Here is a 16,997-nt window from a genome sequence, read left to right on the forward strand (position 1 = left end):
GATCAGTAGCCCAGCAGGAAGGGATCGAAGCCGGCGCGGCGGTATTCGGTGTCCCGCATCAGCAGGTCGAGGCCGAGGCTGGCCACGTCGTCCGCCACCGGTTCCAGCACCGGATTGCGGTTCTGGTAAAGGATCTTCACCCAGCTCCGGCAGGAATCGCAGGTCTCGGCCTTCACGGTGGCCTCTTCCCCGCTCTCGGGTGCCATGTAGCCGATACCTTTCGTGGAACCGCAGGCAAGGCACTTGATCCGCACCTCGTTCCACTGGGTCCCGCAGAAGGCGCAGGCGGCGTAGCGGGCCCCCTCCGCCCCCTGGTGCCCCACCACCATGGAGGAAACGGGCGGACCGCCGCAGCAGGGGCAAAGGCCTGTCTCCACCGGGACGAGCTGCTTCGGGTCGAGCAGGGAGGCCAGCCTCGCGCCGTGGACCTGCACGGCCGCGGACAGGAACAGGTGCTGCGGCAGGGCATCGGCGGGGATGGAATCCGCCAGGACATCGCCGATCATCCGGTCCAGCACCTCGGGCTTCGCCTGCCGCAGCTCGGTCAGGGCCGCCGCCGCGGGCGCGGGCATGGACAGAGCCGCCACATCCTCCAGGAAGCGCCGCGCCAGGGCTCGCAGCCCCGCATCCCCGGCCAGGGAGGCGCGGTCCAGCGGAGGCATGCGGTTCTCCCTCGCGCGCTGGACCTGTTCTGTGGGGATGGCCTCGGCGGGGGAAAGCTCTGCGGCCAGGTCGGCCTGGAGACGGCTCAGCCCGGCCAGGAAATCCAGGTAGGGGGCCAGATGGCTGCCCCCCGCCAGAACCGAGAAGCGTTCCGCCCGCCGCCGGAACAGGGCCACCGGATCCGGCATGACGGCGAAAGGTGGTTTGAGCATGCGCCCGATCATCGAGGGATCGGGCTGAAGGCTGTGAAATCCTGACATGGATCCTCCGCGGACCGGACCGGCCACGCGTTGTCGGTGGTTATTCGGCGGGGTCGACCTTACGCTGACCAGCCAGTTCCTTCAGCCACTTCCGGTGATGCCGCCACGCCCAGCCGCCCGTGACCGAGCCATGGGTCATGGCCCGCAACGTGCCCCGCGTCCAGATTCCCGCATAGACGTGCAGGATGAAGACGCAGATGATCAGCACAGCCGCGATGGAATGCGCCAGCACGGCAATCCGTCGGGTCGGGATGGAGGTATAGGGGGCGAAATACTGCTCCCAGATCGCCAGGCCGCTGACGATCAGCACCAGGATCAGCCCGGTCATGGCCCAGAAGATGAACTTCTGACCGGCATTGTACTTGCCGAGTTCCGGCAGCTTCTCCTCGTTGCCGCTGACCACGTCCTTGATCCGCGACAGCCAGACGAAATCCACCCTGGCGGGAAGATTTGCCCGCCAGAGCTGGAAGAAGAAGACGAAGAAGCTGAAGAACAGCACCACACCGATCCAGGGATGGATCGCCCGGGTGTTCTGCCCGCCGCCGAAAAGATTGGTCAGGAAGAACAGGGAGGGCCAGAACAGGGCCAGACCGGACACCGCCAGCAGGATCAGGCTGATGGCTGTGATCCAGTGGTTGAGCCGAGCCAGGGGGCCGTAGCGGTCCACCGTGACGGGCTTGCCCGGGTGGATGGCATCTCCTGGCTGGACGTGCTCGGTCATCGTAGATGCTCTCCCGGCTGCGGCGGGGCCTTCACGCTGGTTTCCACCAGCTTCTCGGCATTCTCCTCGTCCTCCTCACTGACCCGATTGGGACGCGCGAAGACGCCGTGGATCACGCTGCCGACCGCCATGACGCTCATCGCCGCCAAGCCCACATACTTGGTGACACCCTTCCAGGTCTGCACCAGGGGAGAGATCCTGGGATTGTCCGGCAGGTCGGCATAGATATGCGGCTTGTCGTTGTGGTGCAGGACATACATCACATGCGTCCCGCCGACGCCGGGCGGATCGTAGAGCCCGGCATGGGCATAGCCGCGCGACTTCAGGTCGGCGATGCGCTCCTCGGCATGCTTCTTCATGTCCTCCTTGGTGCCGAAGACAATGGCCTTGGTCGGACAGGCCTTGGCACAGGCCGGCCCCTGCCCCACCGCGACCCGGTCCGAGCAGAGGGTGCACTTGTAGGCGCGATGATCGGCCTTGGAGATGCGGGGGATGTTGAAGGGGCAACCCTTCACGCAATAGCCACAGCCGATGCAGTTCTCGTGGATGAAGTCCACGATGCCGTTGCTGTACTGCACGATCGCGCCGGGGGCCGGGCAGGCCTTGAGACAACCCGGGTCGGCACAGTGCATGCAGCCATCCTTGCGGATGAGCCATTCGAGGTTGTCGGTCTCCGGATTCACCCATTCCGTGAAGCGCATGAGGGTGAACATGTTCTCGGTGAGGTCATGGGGGTTGGTATAGACCCCATGATTCTCCTCGATGTCCGGATGGGTGTCGTTCCATTCGACACAGGCGGACTGGCAGGCCTTGCAGCCGATGCACTTGGAGACATCGATCAGCTTGGCCACAGGGGTGAACTGCCGCTGCGGCGCGGGCAGGTTCTCCGTCGCCGAACGGCGGATTAGGTCGGCCTCGCCGAACTGGCTGGCCATCGGCTGCGTCGGCGGATTGCTGGCCGCCGTCCGCGGGCTGTCCATCATGCCGGCGCTCATGCCACTGCCCCCCCAGGCGGCGTGCTGGGCTCGATATTGACCAGAAACGCCTTGTATTCCGGGGTTTCGATATTCGCCTCACCCACGAAGGGTGAAAGCGAGTTCGGGCCGAAGCCCTTCCGGGCCGCGCCCACGAAGCCCCAGTGGAGCGGAATGCCCACCACATGCACCTCCCGCCCATCGCAGATCAGCGGGCGGATGCGCTTGGTGACCAGGGCCTTCGCCTTGACCGAGCCACGCTTGGACCAGACCCGCACCCAGCTTCCGTTGTCGATCTTGCGGAGGGCGGCGAGCTGCTCCGAGATCTCCACGAAGAACTCCGGCTGCAGGGACGCATTCACCCGGTTGTGCTTGGTCCAATAGTGGAAGTGCTCTGTCAGCCGGTACGAGGTCGCCGCGAAGGGGAACTCGTCCGCGTTGCCGAACTGGGACACGTCGTTCTGGAACACGCGCGCCACCGGATTGCCCCGTATGCGTGGGTTCAGCACGTTGGGCACCGGAGATTCGAAGGGCTCCATATGCGACGGGAAAGGCCCGTCGCGCATCATGCCCCGGGAGAAGAGGCGGGAGACGCCTTCCGGGTTCATGATGAAGGGGCCGACCTCGGTGGGCTTCGCCGTGACACCAATATCGGGCACGTCATAGCCGGTCCACCTGGCTCCATCCCATTCGATGATCTTGCGGCTCGGATCCCAGGGCTTGCCCTGCAGATCCGCCGAGGCGCGGTTGTACAGCGTCCGGCGGTTCAGCGGCCAGGCGAAGCTCCAGCCGAGATAGGCGCCGGTCTCGTCGGGATCGTGGTTGTCCCGGCGGGCCATGTTGTTGCCTGCCTCGTTGAAGCAGCCGGAATAGATCCAGCAGCCACTCATGGTCGAGCCGTCATCCTGCAGCTGCGTGAAGTTCAGCACCTGCTTCCCGGCCTGGACGATCACCTTGGAAGGATCGTTCGGGTCGCGCACATCGCTCAGGGCGCGGCCGTTGATCTCCTTCGCCAGTTCCTCCGGCGAAGGCTCCGTCGGGTCCTGATAGTCCCAGGACAGGTTCAGGATGGGATCGGGGAAGGCCCCGCCCTCCTTCCGGTAGAGCTCCCGCATGCGCAGGAAGATCTGCGCCATGATCCAGGTGTCGTGCTCCGCCTCGCCCGGCGGCGAGCCACCGGCCCAGTGCCACTGCAGCCAGCGTCCGGAGTTGGTGAGCGATCCCTCCTCCTCCGCGAAGCAGGTGGTGGGAAGCTGGAACACCTCGGTCTGGATGGAGACGGTGTCCACGGGGTTGAAGTCCCCATGGTTCTCCCAGAAGCGGGCCGTCTCCGTCTCCAGCGGGTCCATGGTGATCAGGAACTTCAGCTTGGAAAGGGCCGAAACCACCTTGCCCCGGTTGGGGAAGGCCAGCACCGGGTTGAAGCCCTGGCAGATATAGCCGTTGACCCGGCCCTCGTTCATCAGCTCGAACATGCGCAGGACGTCGTAGGAAGGGACGTCCAGCTTCGGGATGTAGTCGTAGGCCCAGCCGTTCTCGGCGGTGGCCTTGTCGCCCCACATGGCCTTCTGGAAGCTGACCATGAACTTCCGGTAGTTCTGCCAGTAGCTGGTCTGGCCTGGACGGAGCGGCTTGAACTGCCGGCTCTTCATGTAGGTCTCGAAGTCCTTCTCGGACTCCGTCGGCATGTTCAGGTAGCCGGTGAGCAGGTGCGACATCAGGCCCAGATCGGTCAGGCCCTGGATGTTGGAATGCCCGCGCAGCGCGTTCATGCCACCGCCGCGCACGCCGATATTGCCCAGGATGAGCTGGAGCATCGCCATGCCGCGGATGTTCTGGGCGCCGTGCGAATGCTGCGTCCAGCCCAACGCGTACATCGAGGTCATCGTCTTGGTCGGCGACGAGCACTCGGCGATCATCTCGCAGACGCGAAGGAACTTGGCCTTCGGCGTGCCGCAGATGCGCTCCACCATTTCGGGCGTGTAGATCGAGACGTGCTGCTTCAGCAGGTTCCAGACGCAGCGGGGGTGCTGGAGGGTCGGGTCGGTGACGGCATAGCCGTCCTCGCCGACCTCGTATTCCCAGCTCGACCGGTCGTAGTCGCGCTTCTCCTCGTCATAGCCGGTGAAGAGCCCGTCCTGCCAGCCGAATTCTTCCTTCACGATATAGGCCGCGTTGGTGAAGGCCTTGGTGTACTCCCACTGGATCTTGTCGTTCTCGATGCAGTAGCGGATCACGCCCATCAGAAAGGCGATGTCCGAGCCCTGCCGGATCGGCGCGTAGAAATCCGCCACCGAGGCCGTGCGGGTGTAGCGCGGATCCACGACGATCAGCTTGGCGCCCCGGTGGGCTTTCGCCTCCGTGACCCATTTGAAGCCGCAGGGATGTGCTTCCGCCGCATTGCCGCCCATAACGACAACGAGATCGGTGTTCTTGATATCGGTCCAGGCGTTCGTCATCGCGCCACGGCCAAATGTCGGGCCCAAACTGGACACCGTGGGGCCGTGTCAGACGCGAGCCTGGTTGTCGAATCCTACAATGCCGAGACCCTTGGCGACCTTGAAGGTACACCAGGCGGTCTCGTTGGTCGTGGCCGAGGCTGCGAGCATGCCGACCGTGGTCCAGCGGTTGACCGGCAGACCGGCCTCATTCTGACCCAGGAAGTTGGCGTCGCGGTCGTCCTTCATCAGCCGGGCGATGCGGTCCAGCGCCTGGTCCCAGGAGACCGGCTCGAAGCGGTCCGATCCGGGACGGCGTACCATGGGCTGCTTCAGCCGGGTCGGCGCGTGGATGAAGTCCTTGAGCGCCGCGCCCTTGGGGCAGAGCGTGCCGAGATTGGTGGGGTGATCCACGTCGCCCTCGACATGGATGATCTCGGCCTTGTCGCCCTTCCGGACGTCTCCCTTCGAGTAGAGGATGACGCCGCAGGCCACGGAGCAGTAGGGACAGGTGTTGCGCGTTTCGGTGGTGTTCGCGAGCTTCAGTGGCCGGACATGGGCGGCGACGGCGGCTTCCGCCTCACCGAACCCCATGGATGCCAAAGACGTTGCCGCGACACCCGCGCCAGCAGCCTTCAGCAGGCCGCGCCGCGAGATCTGCATGGTCACAGAAGCCTCCTCGGGCCGTTTGGGCCTCGTATACCGGAAAGAGTTAGTTTCCGTCTCGTTTGCGGTCAAGCAAGCTTCAGGGGCGAATCCCGGTGCTGGCGGCACCCTCATCGTAGTGTGCCATCATAATATGGAGAGTTGCGCCGCCTTGGCTCGGCGCAAGGGATGAAGACCGATAGTGACCGTTGCCGAAGGTTGAAATGGGCGGTGGTTTTATACGTTCGGTAACGCAACATCTCGCTGCTCTGCACTACATCCCCGTGGTTCTGACGTCAGCACTCCCGTCCAGTTCACACCACCTGAAAACCATGTGCGTAGGGATCGCGGTCATCGATGAAGATGGTGTTGTAGCCTGTGGTCCTCGCCCAGCCAGCAATGGAGGGGATGATCGCGGAACGCCCGCCCAAGCTGACGACTTCCTCCACCCGACCGTGGAAGAGCGATCCGATGATGCTCTCGTGCACGAAGGCGTCGCCTGGGCGCAGCTTTCCCTTCGCGGCCCATTGCGCCATCCGCGCCGAGGTTCCTGTGCCGCAGGGCGAGCGGTCGATCGCCTTATCCCCGTAGAAGACGGCGTTGCGCGCATCCGCTCCCGGTTGCTTCGGTGCGCCGGTCCACAGGATGTGGCTGAGGCCACGAATCTCGGGCTTCTCGGGATGCACGAAGTCATAGCGTTGGTTCAGGGCGCGCCGCAGCAGCGGGCTCATCTGCACGAGATGGGAGGCCGAGAAGTCGGCCATGTCGCGAAAACTCTCCTGCGGATCGACGATGGCGTAGAAGTTGCCGCCATAGGCAACATCGACACGGATCGGGCCCAGGCCGGGACAATCCACCTCCAGCGCTTCCGAATGCAGGAAGGAGGCGATGTTGGTGATCCGCACTTCCTCGACGAAGCCGCCTTCCTGCCGGTAGGCGGCGGTGACGACGCCGGCCGGCGTGTCCAGGCGCAGGAGGCCAGGCTGCTTCGGCGTCACGAGGCCATGTTCGAGGGCCATGGTGACGGTGCCGATGGTTCCATGCCCGCACATCGGCAGGCAGCCCGAGGTCTCGATGAACAGGATGGCGATGTCGCAATCCGGCCGGGTGGGCGGGTAGAGGATCGAGCCCGACATCATGTCGTGCCCGCGCGGCTCGAACATCAGACCGGTCCGGATCCAGTCATATTCAGCGAGAAAATGGGCGCGCTTCTCAATCATGCTGGTGCCGGCGAGGATCGGCCCGCCACCGCTGACCAGGCGCACCGGATTGCCGCAGGTATGGCCGTCAATGCAGAAGAAGCTGTGCCGTGCCATGAGGATGCCTCGCCGTTCGGTATTCACCAGAGCATAGCGCCTGATCCTCTGCCGTCACGCCCGGCCAGCAGGATGGCGCGCCTCAGAAACGTCCGGGGCGGAAGGGGGCGGGATCGAGGGGGAGTTCCTGGCCGGTGAGCAGATCGGCGACCAGCCGCCCCGTCGCCGCCGACTGGGTCAGGCCGAGATGGCCGTGGCCGAAGGCGTAGAGGATGTGCGGGCTGGCCCGGGACGGCCCGATCACGGGAAGGCTGTCGGGAAGCGAAGGGCGGAAACCCATCCACGGCGTTCCGCCGGTGGTGCGCAACTGGGGAAGGAAGGTGGCCGCCTTGTCCAGCAGGGCCTGTGAACGCGCATGATTCGGCGGAGCAGAGAGCCCACCGAGTTCCACGGCACCGCCAACGCGTACCCCGCCGCCGATCGGCGTCACCACGAAGCCATGCGCCCCGAAGGTCAACTGGCGCCGCAGGTCGAAGGCGCCGGGCGGCAGGGTGGTGTTGTAACCGCGCTCCGTTTCCAGCGGGATCCGGTCCCCCAGGGCCAAGGCCAGGGGGCGCGACCAGGCACCACAGGCGATCACCGCCCGGGAAGCCGCCAGTTTGGTGCCATCAGCCAGATGCACCGATACCCGGGCGTCTCCATCCGGCCGTACCGTCCGGACCTCCGCCTGCCGAAAGATCAACCCATGCTCCTGCAACCGGCTAGCCATGGCGCGTGCGAAGAGATGCGGATCGGTGACGGTCTTCCATCCCGGCACAAAGGTCGCGACACGGATGTGGGGCGAAAGGCCCGGCTGCAATGCGGCGATCTCCCCTCCCCGCAGGTGCCGGAAGGCGATGCCATGCGCGGCCCGGAGTTCCCATCCCGGCAGGGCGGCCTGCCATTCATCCTCGCTCTCGTAGAGCTCCAGCGCGCCGTCGGCACGGACCATGGACGCCAACCCGTACCGCTCGACCAGGGCGGACATCTCCTGTTCCGCGAGCCGCATCATCGCCACCTGCGCCAGGACACTGCGCCGGACCCTGTCCGGGCGGCTGGCGCGCCAGAAGCGGAAGAGCCAGGGCGCGATACGCGGGAGGTAGCGTGGCGGGATGGCCAGAGGACCGAGAGGGTCCAGCAACCAGCGTGGCGCCTTGCGCATGATTCCGGGCGAGGCCAGGGGCATGACGTCGGAAAAGGCGAAGGCGCCGGCATTGCCGTAGCTGGCTTCCAGGGCGATGCCCTTCCGGTCCAGCAGCAGGACCGACCGGCCACGCTGCCGCAGGCAGGAAGCGATGGCCAAGCCGATGATGCCGCCGCCGATCACCACCACGTCGGCGCCGTTGCGATCAGGTTCCGCGGAGCTCATCCGGGTTCCGCCACATCCGGCCGGAGCTGCCCATCCCCGGTGGATGGTCCGAAACACTCATGGGCCTATCCCCCCGAAGCGGTCTTGGCCAAAGCGTTCGCGGCCAGACGGCGGCGGGCGGACTTTACCGTATGGGTGGAAGCGCGCTCGACATTCACGAAGCGGTTCGGGCTTTCGCTGCCCGAGGCAATGCGCAGACGCTCCTTGCTGTCCGCCACCAGGGCATCGGCGCGGCGGATGTCATCCATGAAGCCCTGCGTCGGCACGATGTCGAAGGCCACGTCCGCCTTCTTGCGGCCGTCCTTGATGATGCGCGTCCCGTCCGGGCCAAGATCCTCCAGAAGCCCATCCCGGACCAGGACCTCCACGGCCTTCGTCACGTAGCGCAGCGTGTCCCGCGGCCGCGAGCGTGCCGCCATGGGCCCATCCCGGGCAATCTCCATGGCCGTCATCGAGATCAGGGGGCTTTCCCCGGGCCGAACCTCCGTGATGCTCTGGCACAGCTTCAGGTAGAGCCAGCGCGACAATGGATGCGAGATCCGCATCAGCCAGTCGTAGTTGATGCGGCGGTAGTGGAGATTCTTGATCGCATTCTCGACGAGCGGATTGAACTCCAGATAGGCGCTTTCCTGGTCGTCCTTCCGGCGCAGGGCGAGCACCGGGAAGGAGGAGGAGGACAGAACCATCTGCCCCTTGCGGTCCGTGCGGGTGATCTCGACCACCGCCGTGTGCAGGACCGTCAGCGCGTCCTTGATCTCGTCCAGGCTGTAGAGGTGCCGGACCTTCCGCAGCTCTTCCCGTATCTCGTACAGGGAGAAGGAGAGCCGCACCTTCTCGTTCTCCACGCTCAGACGGGCACGGTCGCTGGCGATGCGCTGCATCACCGCCTCGACGATCTGCTCGCGCTCCCCGGGGAACTCCTCCCGCTCGGCTCCGTCCGCCCGAACCAGGCGGCCGGGACGGAGCAGCAGCTTGTAGGTGATGCCGGCGTGTTCAAACTCGCGGCGTATCGAACGCAGGTAGCCGCCTTCTGCCCGGCTGTCCGTGTAGAACACGAAGCGAGGCGCGATGTCGTAGAGGTTGATCGTGTTCGTATAGCGCTTGTCATCCGCGTCCGAGTTCTCGAACAGGATGAGCTGCAATGGGGTCGGCTGCTTCAAAGCGGCCCTCTGCTCCGACATGATCCCCTTTCCGCCCGCGTCCAGCTCATTTGGCGGGCTCAGGCCCCGGTCATCAAGCGCCTGTTGCGTCAGGTATGAAGGAGAAAGGCGCGGACCGTGGAGGCGATCGGCGCCTTTATGAAGGGGAAAGGCGCGTTTAGCTGACGATTCCGGCTTCCCCCGGGCTGAAACCGACCGAATCGCCAGGGCGAGTGGATGGTGAAGCGCGTCCATCCCCTACAGCCATCCCTCAAACGCGCGCTTTCCCTACAGCTATCCCGCCTCCGGGCGGTGCAGGGAGCTTGGCCCCCTACGGGGCCTGTAGGGTAAGCGCGCGTTTCCGTTACCGCTGCAAGGGTGAGGTATAGGGGATTGGCGCATTTCGCGCCTCACATCCCTCGCGGGCCGTGAAACGCGCCGATCTCCTATATCCGGATGGTGCTGACCAAGGGCCCGGAGGCTCCCCTCAGCGGGAAACGCGCGAAATTCCTACATCTGTGGGGACGATGGCGGGTACCGCCCCAAGAGGTAGCCACTGAAGATACCGAGCCGATAGCAGACAGCGCCTCGGGGAAGTTCCCGGCATGGCGGAGCCGGCCGCGCATAGCCGGCGACCGCGCGCTTGCCCTCCATATTCGCGCCGAATCCCGGCCGGAATCGGAGTCGCAAGACCGTCACGAAGCCGGTGCGCCGCCGCCCTATACAAGAGCGCGGCTCCCCTTCCGTTTCCGCGGCCTTTGCCATCCGAAGCGCGCCGAGTTCCTACAGCCGCTCCCGAGTCATGGTTTGACTCGGGCCAGGGAGGCGCTTCCGGATGCCGCCGACTCACACAGGCGGAGGTTCCGGATGGCATCGAATGCACCCCTCGATCAGGTGACCCGGTGGGGCAAGATCCCCGCCTGGTGGCTGCTGCATCCTGCCGTGGATGCCGACCGGCTGGCTGTGATGGCCGCCCTTTGCACCTATGCCGATGAAGCCGGCTTCTGCGAACCATCCCAGGCGACACTGGCACGGCGGCTGGGCCGCAGCCGCCCCTGGGTGAACCGGGTGATCGCCGAACTCGCCGCGGCCGGGCTGATCCGCAAGCAGGCGCGCGCCCGCCAGAACGGCGGCACCACGAGCTGCCGTTACCATCTGGCCCAGACGCCGGAGCAGGCACGCAGCTTCGTGCAGGACACCCAGCTTCCTGTCATGGGAGAGACAGGGCTTCGTCCGGCTGGCGACAGGCCCTGTCATCCGGCTGACACGAGTCACGCGACTCCTGAACAGATTCAGGACACGCACGCTGTGCCTGCGCAGCGCAGGGACCAAACGCCTCCGAAAGAACGGGACGAGCCGACACAACCGCCAAGACCAGGGGCTTCCCTGGCAGAGCCCGCTCAGGACTGGTCGCCGTCGCGGGAGATCGCCGAACGCGCCCGACAGCTCTACCCGGATGCGCCGCTGGAGCACCACACGCTTCGCTTCGTCACGCGTTGCCGCGCCAAGGGCTACCGTTACGCCAATCTCGATGCAGCCTGGCTGGAATGGCTGATCGCCGACCGTACACAGCCTCGACGTCCGCAGGCCACCGGGTTGGAAGGGGCGGGCCAGCAGGCCGTGTCCGCCGCGAGGCAACCGGCAGAGCACCGCCTCCATCGCTTCGACGCCTGGGCAGCCGCGGCCATGTCGCCGCCCAGCCATGTCAGCCCCTACTGAACTGGAGGGGCCAGAGCGTGCAGATCAATCCGCGAACCTCCCATCCCAGGCGGGAGGATCGGCCTTCCAGTATGGCCGGAAGACGTGATGCGGCATCGCTGGTGGCGAGAGAGCCTCTGCCGCCTCCGCCGACACCCGTGGCGAGGCTCCTGGAAAGAGGCATCCAGGAGCGGCGCTTCCTTTTCCCGGACAATGGCACGGTCCGGATCATGGAGACTTGGCAACCCCCATCGGAGGTCGAGGACGGGCTGGCCGATCTGGCTGCACAACACCTTTCGGAACTGGAGATAGCGCTGCGGCCGGCAGAGAGGGGCGTGCTCCTCGCCCGCATCCTGGCTCTGCTTTCGCATTTTCGCGCCGAGCCGAACCCGCCACAGGTCGAGCAGATGATCGCTGACGACTGGGCCGAGGATCTCGGGGAGTTCCCGATATGGGCCGTGGAAGAGGCTTGTCGGCAATGGCGCCGCACCCGCAAATGGCGGCCGCAGATCTGCGAGATGGTGGCGCTTTGCCGGGAAGCCGTCTCCGAACCGGAAACGCGCCGGCAGAGGCTGCAGGCGCTGCTGTACCGAGCGGAGACGAGGCGAAATCCCATGCTGCGCCGGATGGAGGATCTGACCCAGCGCACCTTCCGACGGGTTCCGGCCTGACCGGATGCCCACCGGGAGGTCCGATGAACGTGGTTCTGCCGGGCCGCCGCCAGCCTACGCGACAATGGTGGGAGATGGTGTTCCGATGTCCGAACCTGAAGCAACCATCAACCTATGGGTTGATTGGGTTGATGATCTGTAGCAACGTCGCCGGCTGTCGATGGGGCCAGTTGTTCCGGGGGGCTGAGCGTGGATTCGCAGTTGTTGAAGGAGGCGAGGCAGCAGCTTCGTCTCAGCCAGGTCGAGTTGAAGGATATCCTCAACAGGCGCATGGGCCGCGCCTACGACAAGTCCAAGATCAGCCGCTGGGAGAATGGGCGCGAGCCCATCCCGCGCGAAGTCGCAGTGGAGATCGCGGCCATCTCCCAGGCGCGTCCCGCCAATGCTCGTATCCTGGCCTTCGCCAACCAGAAGGGCGGCGTCGGCAAGACCACCAGCGCATTGAACGTCGCGGCCTCCCTGGCGGCCCTGGGACGCCGCGTGCTCGTGATCGACATGGACCCGCAGGCCACGGCCACCGCCGCGGTGCTGGCCGGCGGCGGGGTCGAGGCCTATCGCCAGGGCCGCACCACCGCCCATGTCATCCTGAACGGCCGTCCCCTCGCCGAGGCCATCGTCCATGCCGGCGACGTGCTGGCCGACACGGCGGGTCAGGGGCGGATCATCCCCTTCGACCTGGTCGCCAGCCATATCGAACTCTCGGACACCGATGGGCGCCGGGAACCGGGCTTCGATGCCGCCTTGCGGGAGGCGGTTGCGCCGATCCGGTCCAGCTATGACTGGATCGTGCTCGATGCGCCACCCAATCTCGGCATGCTGACCTGGATGACCCTCGCCGCGGCGACGGAGGTGATCGTGCCCGTCCGCACTGAACCCTATGACGCGATGGGGGTGGGTCTCATCCTGGCCACCGCGAACAAGGTGCAGCGCAGGCTCAACCCGGACCTACGGATCATCGGCGTCCTGCCGACCCAGTTCAGCCAGCGCCGGGCCGTAGACCGCGAGGTGCTGAGCCACCTGTCGCAGGCCATGATGGAACGGGTGCCGTTGCTGGAGCCGATCCCGGCCAGCGCCGCCTTCGGCCATGCTGCCCGCGACGGGCGGATCGCGGTCCCGGCCAGCCATGGCCAGAGCGGCGCGGCGGCCGGGGCTGCCTATCTGCGGCTGGCCGAGGCGCTTAGCGATGGCAGGCCACTGCCGCGGGCGGAGGTCGCTTGACATGGCCGTGTCCCGCAAGCGTCGTCCCTCGCCCCTGCTCGGGGCCGTGGCGAACTCGATCGGGGAAGCGACAAATTCGCTCGTGACGCCCGCGAGCCGCTTCGCGCATACCTTCGAGGCGCCGCTGGACCGGGTCTCGCCGGACCCGGACCAGCCGCGCAAGAGTTTCGACCCGGACGGTCTCGCTTCCCTGGCCTCCACCATGTCCGACCAGGGACAGTTGCAGCCCATCCTCCTGCGCCGCGATCCGGAGCGCCCCGCGGACTGGGTCATCGTGGCGGGGGAACGGCGCTGGCGGGCGGCGAAGCTGCTCCGCTGGCCTTCGATCCTGGCGATCGAGTGGAAGAAGCAGGATGGCGCCGGAGCTTTGGCCCTGCTGGAGAACCTGCAACGGATCGACCTGACGCCGGTCGAGGAAGCGCGGGGCATCCAGCGGCTCCTGGAAAGCCAGGGCTGGACCCAGACGCGTGTCGCCGAGGTGCTGGGCCGGACCAAGGGGGAGATCAGCGCCTCGCTGCGAATGCTGACGCTGCCGCCCTCCTTCGTCATGGACCTGGAGAACGGCAAGCTGGACCTGCCGCGCAACATCCTGGTGGAACTCGCGCGCTTGCCGGCAGGCCGGATGCGGGATGCCCTGATCGCCAATGCCTATGCCGGGCGGATCACGGTCCGTGCCCTGCGGACCGCGAAGATGGCGCATGAAGCACCTGCCGAGGCGGAGGAGCCGCCCCCCAGAGCCGCCCGCAAGGCGCCGAAGCCCGTCGCGCTCTACCGTTTCGACAAGTGGCTGCAGGATCTGGTGGCCCGCAAGCGCGCCCCGTCGGCGTTGGAGCGGGAAAGACTGATCGAGGTGCAGGCGCGTATTGCGCAGATCCTGTCGCAACAGGACTGAGAAGCCGGAGACTGGGGTTCTGACGTCAGAACCCCAGTCTCTGGTCGGCAGAACTGGCGCTGCGGTGGGCATGCGAAGCCAGAGGGCCGCTGCCACGTTCGATTTTTGCGTCGCACCATTCCGCGGACCTGGATATGCATCCTATGCCGGTTGCTCATAGCGACCGAGGGAAAAGCGATACGACAAGGCCTCCTGTCGCGCCTAGGGTCCCCGCACCTGCTTGGTGACGGGAGGAAGAACAATGGTGCGAGCCGGTCAACAAGGCACGTCGCGCGCTATGGAACGTCTTCTCGCAGCCATTCCCATGCCTTGGCCCCATGACGGCCAAGCCGATGTCCCGCATCAGCCAGGGGCACAGGTGAGCAGGCCCAGACCCGGCATGGCGGAGGGGCTCGCCATCCCGGCCGAAGGGCACCCCTTTCTGTTCCTGCATGTCGTGGAGAGTCTGGCATGAGCCTGGTCCGCCGTAGTCCACCCCGCGTTCCGCCCGAGATCGCCACCGGGTTCGCACCCTTTGGTGTCGCGACGATCCACGAGGCGCAGGGGCGCCGTGGCCTTCTGGGCGCTCATATGCGGCCGATCTATCCGGGCGCACACGCCGTTGGCACCGCCGTGACCGTGTCGATCGCGCCAGCCGACAACTGGATGATCCATGTGGCCGTGGAGCAGTGCCGCCCCGGCGATGTCCTGGTTGTTTCGCCCACCTCGCCCTCCGACGCGGGCTATTTCGGTGAGCTCCTGGCCTGTTCGCTGAAGGCCCGCGGCGTGGTCGGCCTGGTGATCGAGGCCGGCTGCCGCGACGTGGGTGCGCTCCGGGAGATGGGCTTCCCCGTCTGGTCCAGGGCCGTTTCGGCCCAGGGCACCGTCAAGGAGACCCTGGGGGACGTGAACCTGCCCGTCGTCTGCGCCGGGCAGCTCATCCACCCGGGCGATCTGGTCGTTGGCGACGATGACGGGGTGGTCGTGGTCCGACGCGGGGAGGCCGAGGCCGTGCTGCGCGCCTCCGCCACACGGGAGGAGAAGGAAGCCAGGACCCGGGCGCGTCTGTCCGCCGGCGAGCTCGGGCTGGACATCTATGGAATGCGCGAGGCGCTGGCCAGGAAGGGGCTGCGCTACGAGGACGCCGATGACTGACCCGACCGTCCTGCATTCGGCCATCGGGCGCTATCCGCACAGCGCGCCGGTGCTCGATGGCCAGGTCACCTCGCTGCTCCTCCGGCTGGAGGATGCGAGGATCAAGCCGGTCAGCCGCGCCTTCGCACCCATGGTGCGGGAAGGACGCTTCGAGGTCAGCGAGATGGCCATCGCGACCTTCCTGATGGCCAAGGCCGCCGGCAAGCCGCTGGTGCTGCTGCCCGTGGTGATGGCGGCGCGCTTCCAGGAGGCCGCGCTGCTCTGCCGGGCGGACAGTCCCGTCGCGGGGCCGATCGACCTCGCGGGCCGGCGTCTCGGGGTGCGTGCCTATAGCCAGACCACGGGGATGTGGCTACGGGGCTGCCTGCTAGAGGAATTCGGCCTTCGGCCGAGCGATCTGCACTGGGTGACCTTCGAGGATGCCCATCTGGCCGAGTACCGGGACCCACCCTGGGCGGAGCGTGCCCCGGCCGGGTCCGACATGATGGCCATGCTGGAGAAGGGCGCGCTGGACGCGGTGATCGTCGGCAATGACGTGCCGGAGGACCCGAAGCTGCGCACGGTCTTTCCCGATCCGGTCGCGGCGGGCGAGGCGTTCCGCGCGAGATATGGCTTCAAGCCGGTGAACCACCTTCTGGTCATGCGCGGCGACGTCGTCGCGCGGCGACCGGACCTGGCCGCCGAGCTCGTCCGCCTGTTCCGGGACGCGCCGATGACCGGCCATGCGGCGCTCGATCCGGCTCTTCTTCTCGCCAGCCGCTTCTGCGCGGAACAACAGCTCCTGCCGGCACCGCTGACATTGGAGGAAATCTGGGAGGGGCTCCCAGCCGGGATCGGATAGGAGCGGGCCCCGGGTGGCCTGCAAGGGAGGAAAGAAGAAATGCCAACGACACGCCGCGGGATCGCCGCGGGAATGCTGGGCCTCGGCGCCCATCTTGCGACGCGGAGCGCCGGCGCGCAGACGTCCCGCTGGCCCGAGCGCCCGGTCCGGATCGTGGTGCCTTTCACGCCAGGCGGTTCCACCGACATCCTGGCCCGCGCCCTGGGCAGCGAGCTGCAGGAGGGCTTCGGCCAGCCCTTCGTCGTGGAGAACCGCGGCGGTGCGGGCGGGACGATCGGCACGGAATTCGTTGCCCATGCCCCGGCCGATGGCCATACGCTGATGATGGGTCATATCGGCACGCTGGCGGTGAACCCGGCTCTCTACCACAACCTTTCCTTCGACACGGCCACCGCCTTCGCCCCGGTCGTGCTCGTCGCCATCGTGCCGAACGTGATAGTGGTCCATCCGAAGCTCCGTGCCCAGACGGTGCCGGAACTGGTAGCGTTCGCCAAGGAGAAGCCGGGCGGGCTCACCTACGGTTCCGGCGGCAATGGATCGGCTGCGCATATTGCCGCCGTCGCCTTCAGCCTCGCGGCGGGCATCGAGATGACGCATGTGCCCTATCGCGGCACCGGCCCCATGATGAACGACCTGATCTCGGGTGCCATCGACCTGACGCTGACAGGCGGCCCCCCGGCCCTGCCCGCGGTGCGCAATGGGCTGCTGCGTGCCCTGGGTGTCTCCTCGCTGCAACGTTTGGCAGCCGCGCCGGACATTCCCACCATCGCCGAGCAGGGCATGCCCGGTTTCGAGGCCGTGCAGTGGTATGGCCTCGTCGCTCCGGCCCGGACCCCGCCCGCGGTCGTCGCGCGCCTAAACACGGAAAGCGCCCGCATCCTGAAAGGGGAGAAGCTGCAACCCCGGCTGGAGGCGGAAGGCGCCGTGGCCTCGCCCGGCACGCCAGAGGAATTCGGCCGCTTCATCACGGCGGAGCGGGAACGCTGGGGCGACGTGATCCGCCGCACCGGCGTCCAGGCCAATTGAGCCAGGGAGGAAA

At 66.6% G+C, this 16,997-nt stretch carries 14 protein-coding genes; 7 read left to right on the forward strand and 7 right to left on the reverse strand.

Annotation, left to right across the window (positions count from 1 at the left end; genetic code table 11):
• Positions 1-2 precede the first annotated feature (2 nt).
• The 7 genes from fdhE to CTJ15_RS00825 form a co-directional block, all read right to left on the reverse strand.
• Positions 3-923 (reverse strand): formate dehydrogenase accessory protein FdhE, encoded by a 921-nt coding sequence (fdhE, locus tag CTJ15_RS00795; protein ID WP_075821437.1) that lies wholly within the window; start codon positions 921-923, stop codon positions 3-5.
• Between the two features lie 40 nt (positions 924-963).
• Positions 964-1,644, reverse strand: a complete 681-nt coding sequence (locus CTJ15_RS00800) for a formate dehydrogenase subunit gamma (protein WP_019463346.1) — start codon at positions 1,642-1,644, stop codon at positions 964-966.
• Complete coding sequence (gene fdxH, locus CTJ15_RS00805) at positions 1,641-2,627, reverse strand: formate dehydrogenase subunit beta (RefSeq protein WP_075821438.1); 987 nt, start codon at positions 2,625-2,627, stop codon at positions 1,641-1,643. The genes CTJ15_RS00800 and fdxH overlap by 4 nt, the downstream gene beginning before the upstream one ends.
• 8 nt (positions 2,628-2,635) lie before the next feature.
• Positions 2,636-5,719 carry a formate dehydrogenase-N subunit alpha gene (gene fdnG / locus CTJ15_RS00810; RefSeq protein ID WP_099780858.1) on the reverse strand — a complete coding sequence of 1,028 codons (3,084 nt, stop codon included), beginning with the start codon at positions 5,717-5,719 and terminating at the stop codon, positions 2,636-2,638.
• 296 nt (positions 5,720-6,015) lie between these two features.
• Entirely contained in the window at positions 6,016-7,017 is a 1,002-nt protein-coding gene (locus CTJ15_RS00815) for a 4-hydroxyproline epimerase (protein ID WP_026033606.1), read from the reverse strand.
• Positions 7,018-7,099: 82 nt separating this feature from the next.
• Positions 7,100-8,365 (reverse strand): FAD-binding oxidoreductase, encoded by a 1,266-nt coding sequence (locus tag CTJ15_RS00820; RefSeq protein ID WP_075821439.1) that lies wholly within the window; start codon positions 8,363-8,365, stop codon positions 7,100-7,102.
• Between the two features lie 65 nt (positions 8,366-8,430).
• Positions 8,431-9,546, reverse strand: coding sequence for a hypothetical protein (locus CTJ15_RS00825; protein WP_126281722.1), 1,116 nt, complete (start codon positions 9,544-9,546; stop codon positions 8,431-8,433).
• An 825-nt stretch (positions 9,547-10,371) separates the two neighbouring features.
• On the opposite strand from CTJ15_RS00825, the gene CTJ15_RS00830 reads away from it, so the two are divergent.
• From CTJ15_RS00830 to CTJ15_RS00860, 7 genes are all read left to right on the forward strand, one after another.
• Positions 10,372-11,223 carry a helix-turn-helix domain-containing protein gene (locus CTJ15_RS00830; protein ID WP_075821440.1) on the forward strand — a complete coding sequence of 284 codons (852 nt, stop codon included), beginning with the start codon at positions 10,372-10,374 and terminating at the stop codon, positions 11,221-11,223.
• 17 nt (positions 11,224-11,240) lie between these two features.
• Entirely contained in the window at positions 11,241-11,873 is a 633-nt protein-coding gene (locus tag CTJ15_RS24090; protein WP_139323247.1) for a hypothetical protein, read from the forward strand.
• Between the two features lie 204 nt (positions 11,874-12,077).
• Positions 12,078-13,091 (forward strand): AAA family ATPase, encoded by a 1,014-nt coding sequence (locus CTJ15_RS00840; protein WP_026033605.1) that lies wholly within the window; start codon positions 12,078-12,080, stop codon positions 13,089-13,091.
• A 1-nt stretch (position 13,092) separates the two neighbouring features.
• Positions 13,093-13,983: a ParB/RepB/Spo0J family partition protein gene (locus CTJ15_RS00845; RefSeq protein ID WP_058390342.1), complete on the forward strand. Its 891-nt coding sequence runs from the start codon at positions 13,093-13,095 to the stop codon at positions 13,981-13,983.
• Between the two features lie 450 nt (positions 13,984-14,433).
• Positions 14,434-15,117, forward strand: a complete 684-nt coding sequence (locus CTJ15_RS00850) for a 4-carboxy-4-hydroxy-2-oxoadipate aldolase/oxaloacetate decarboxylase (RefSeq protein WP_026033604.1) — start codon at positions 14,434-14,436, stop codon at positions 15,115-15,117.
• Positions 15,110-15,958 carry an ABC transporter substrate-binding protein gene (locus CTJ15_RS00855; protein WP_075821441.1) on the forward strand — a complete coding sequence of 283 codons (849 nt, stop codon included), beginning with the start codon at positions 15,110-15,112 and terminating at the stop codon, positions 15,956-15,958. Before CTJ15_RS00850 ends, CTJ15_RS00855 begins: the two co-directional genes overlap by 8 nt.
• Positions 15,959-15,997: 39 nt before the next feature.
• A complete protein-coding gene (locus tag CTJ15_RS00860; protein WP_226945870.1) occupies positions 15,998-16,984 on the forward strand; it encodes a tripartite tricarboxylate transporter substrate binding protein in 987 nt (328 codons plus the stop codon).
• Positions 16,985-16,997: the final 13 nt, after the last annotated feature.

Source organism: Roseomonas sp. FDAARGOS_362 (assembly GCF_002754815.1).
GTDB classification, from domain to species: Bacteria; Pseudomonadota; Alphaproteobacteria; order Acetobacterales; family Acetobacteraceae; genus Roseomonas; species Roseomonas mucosa.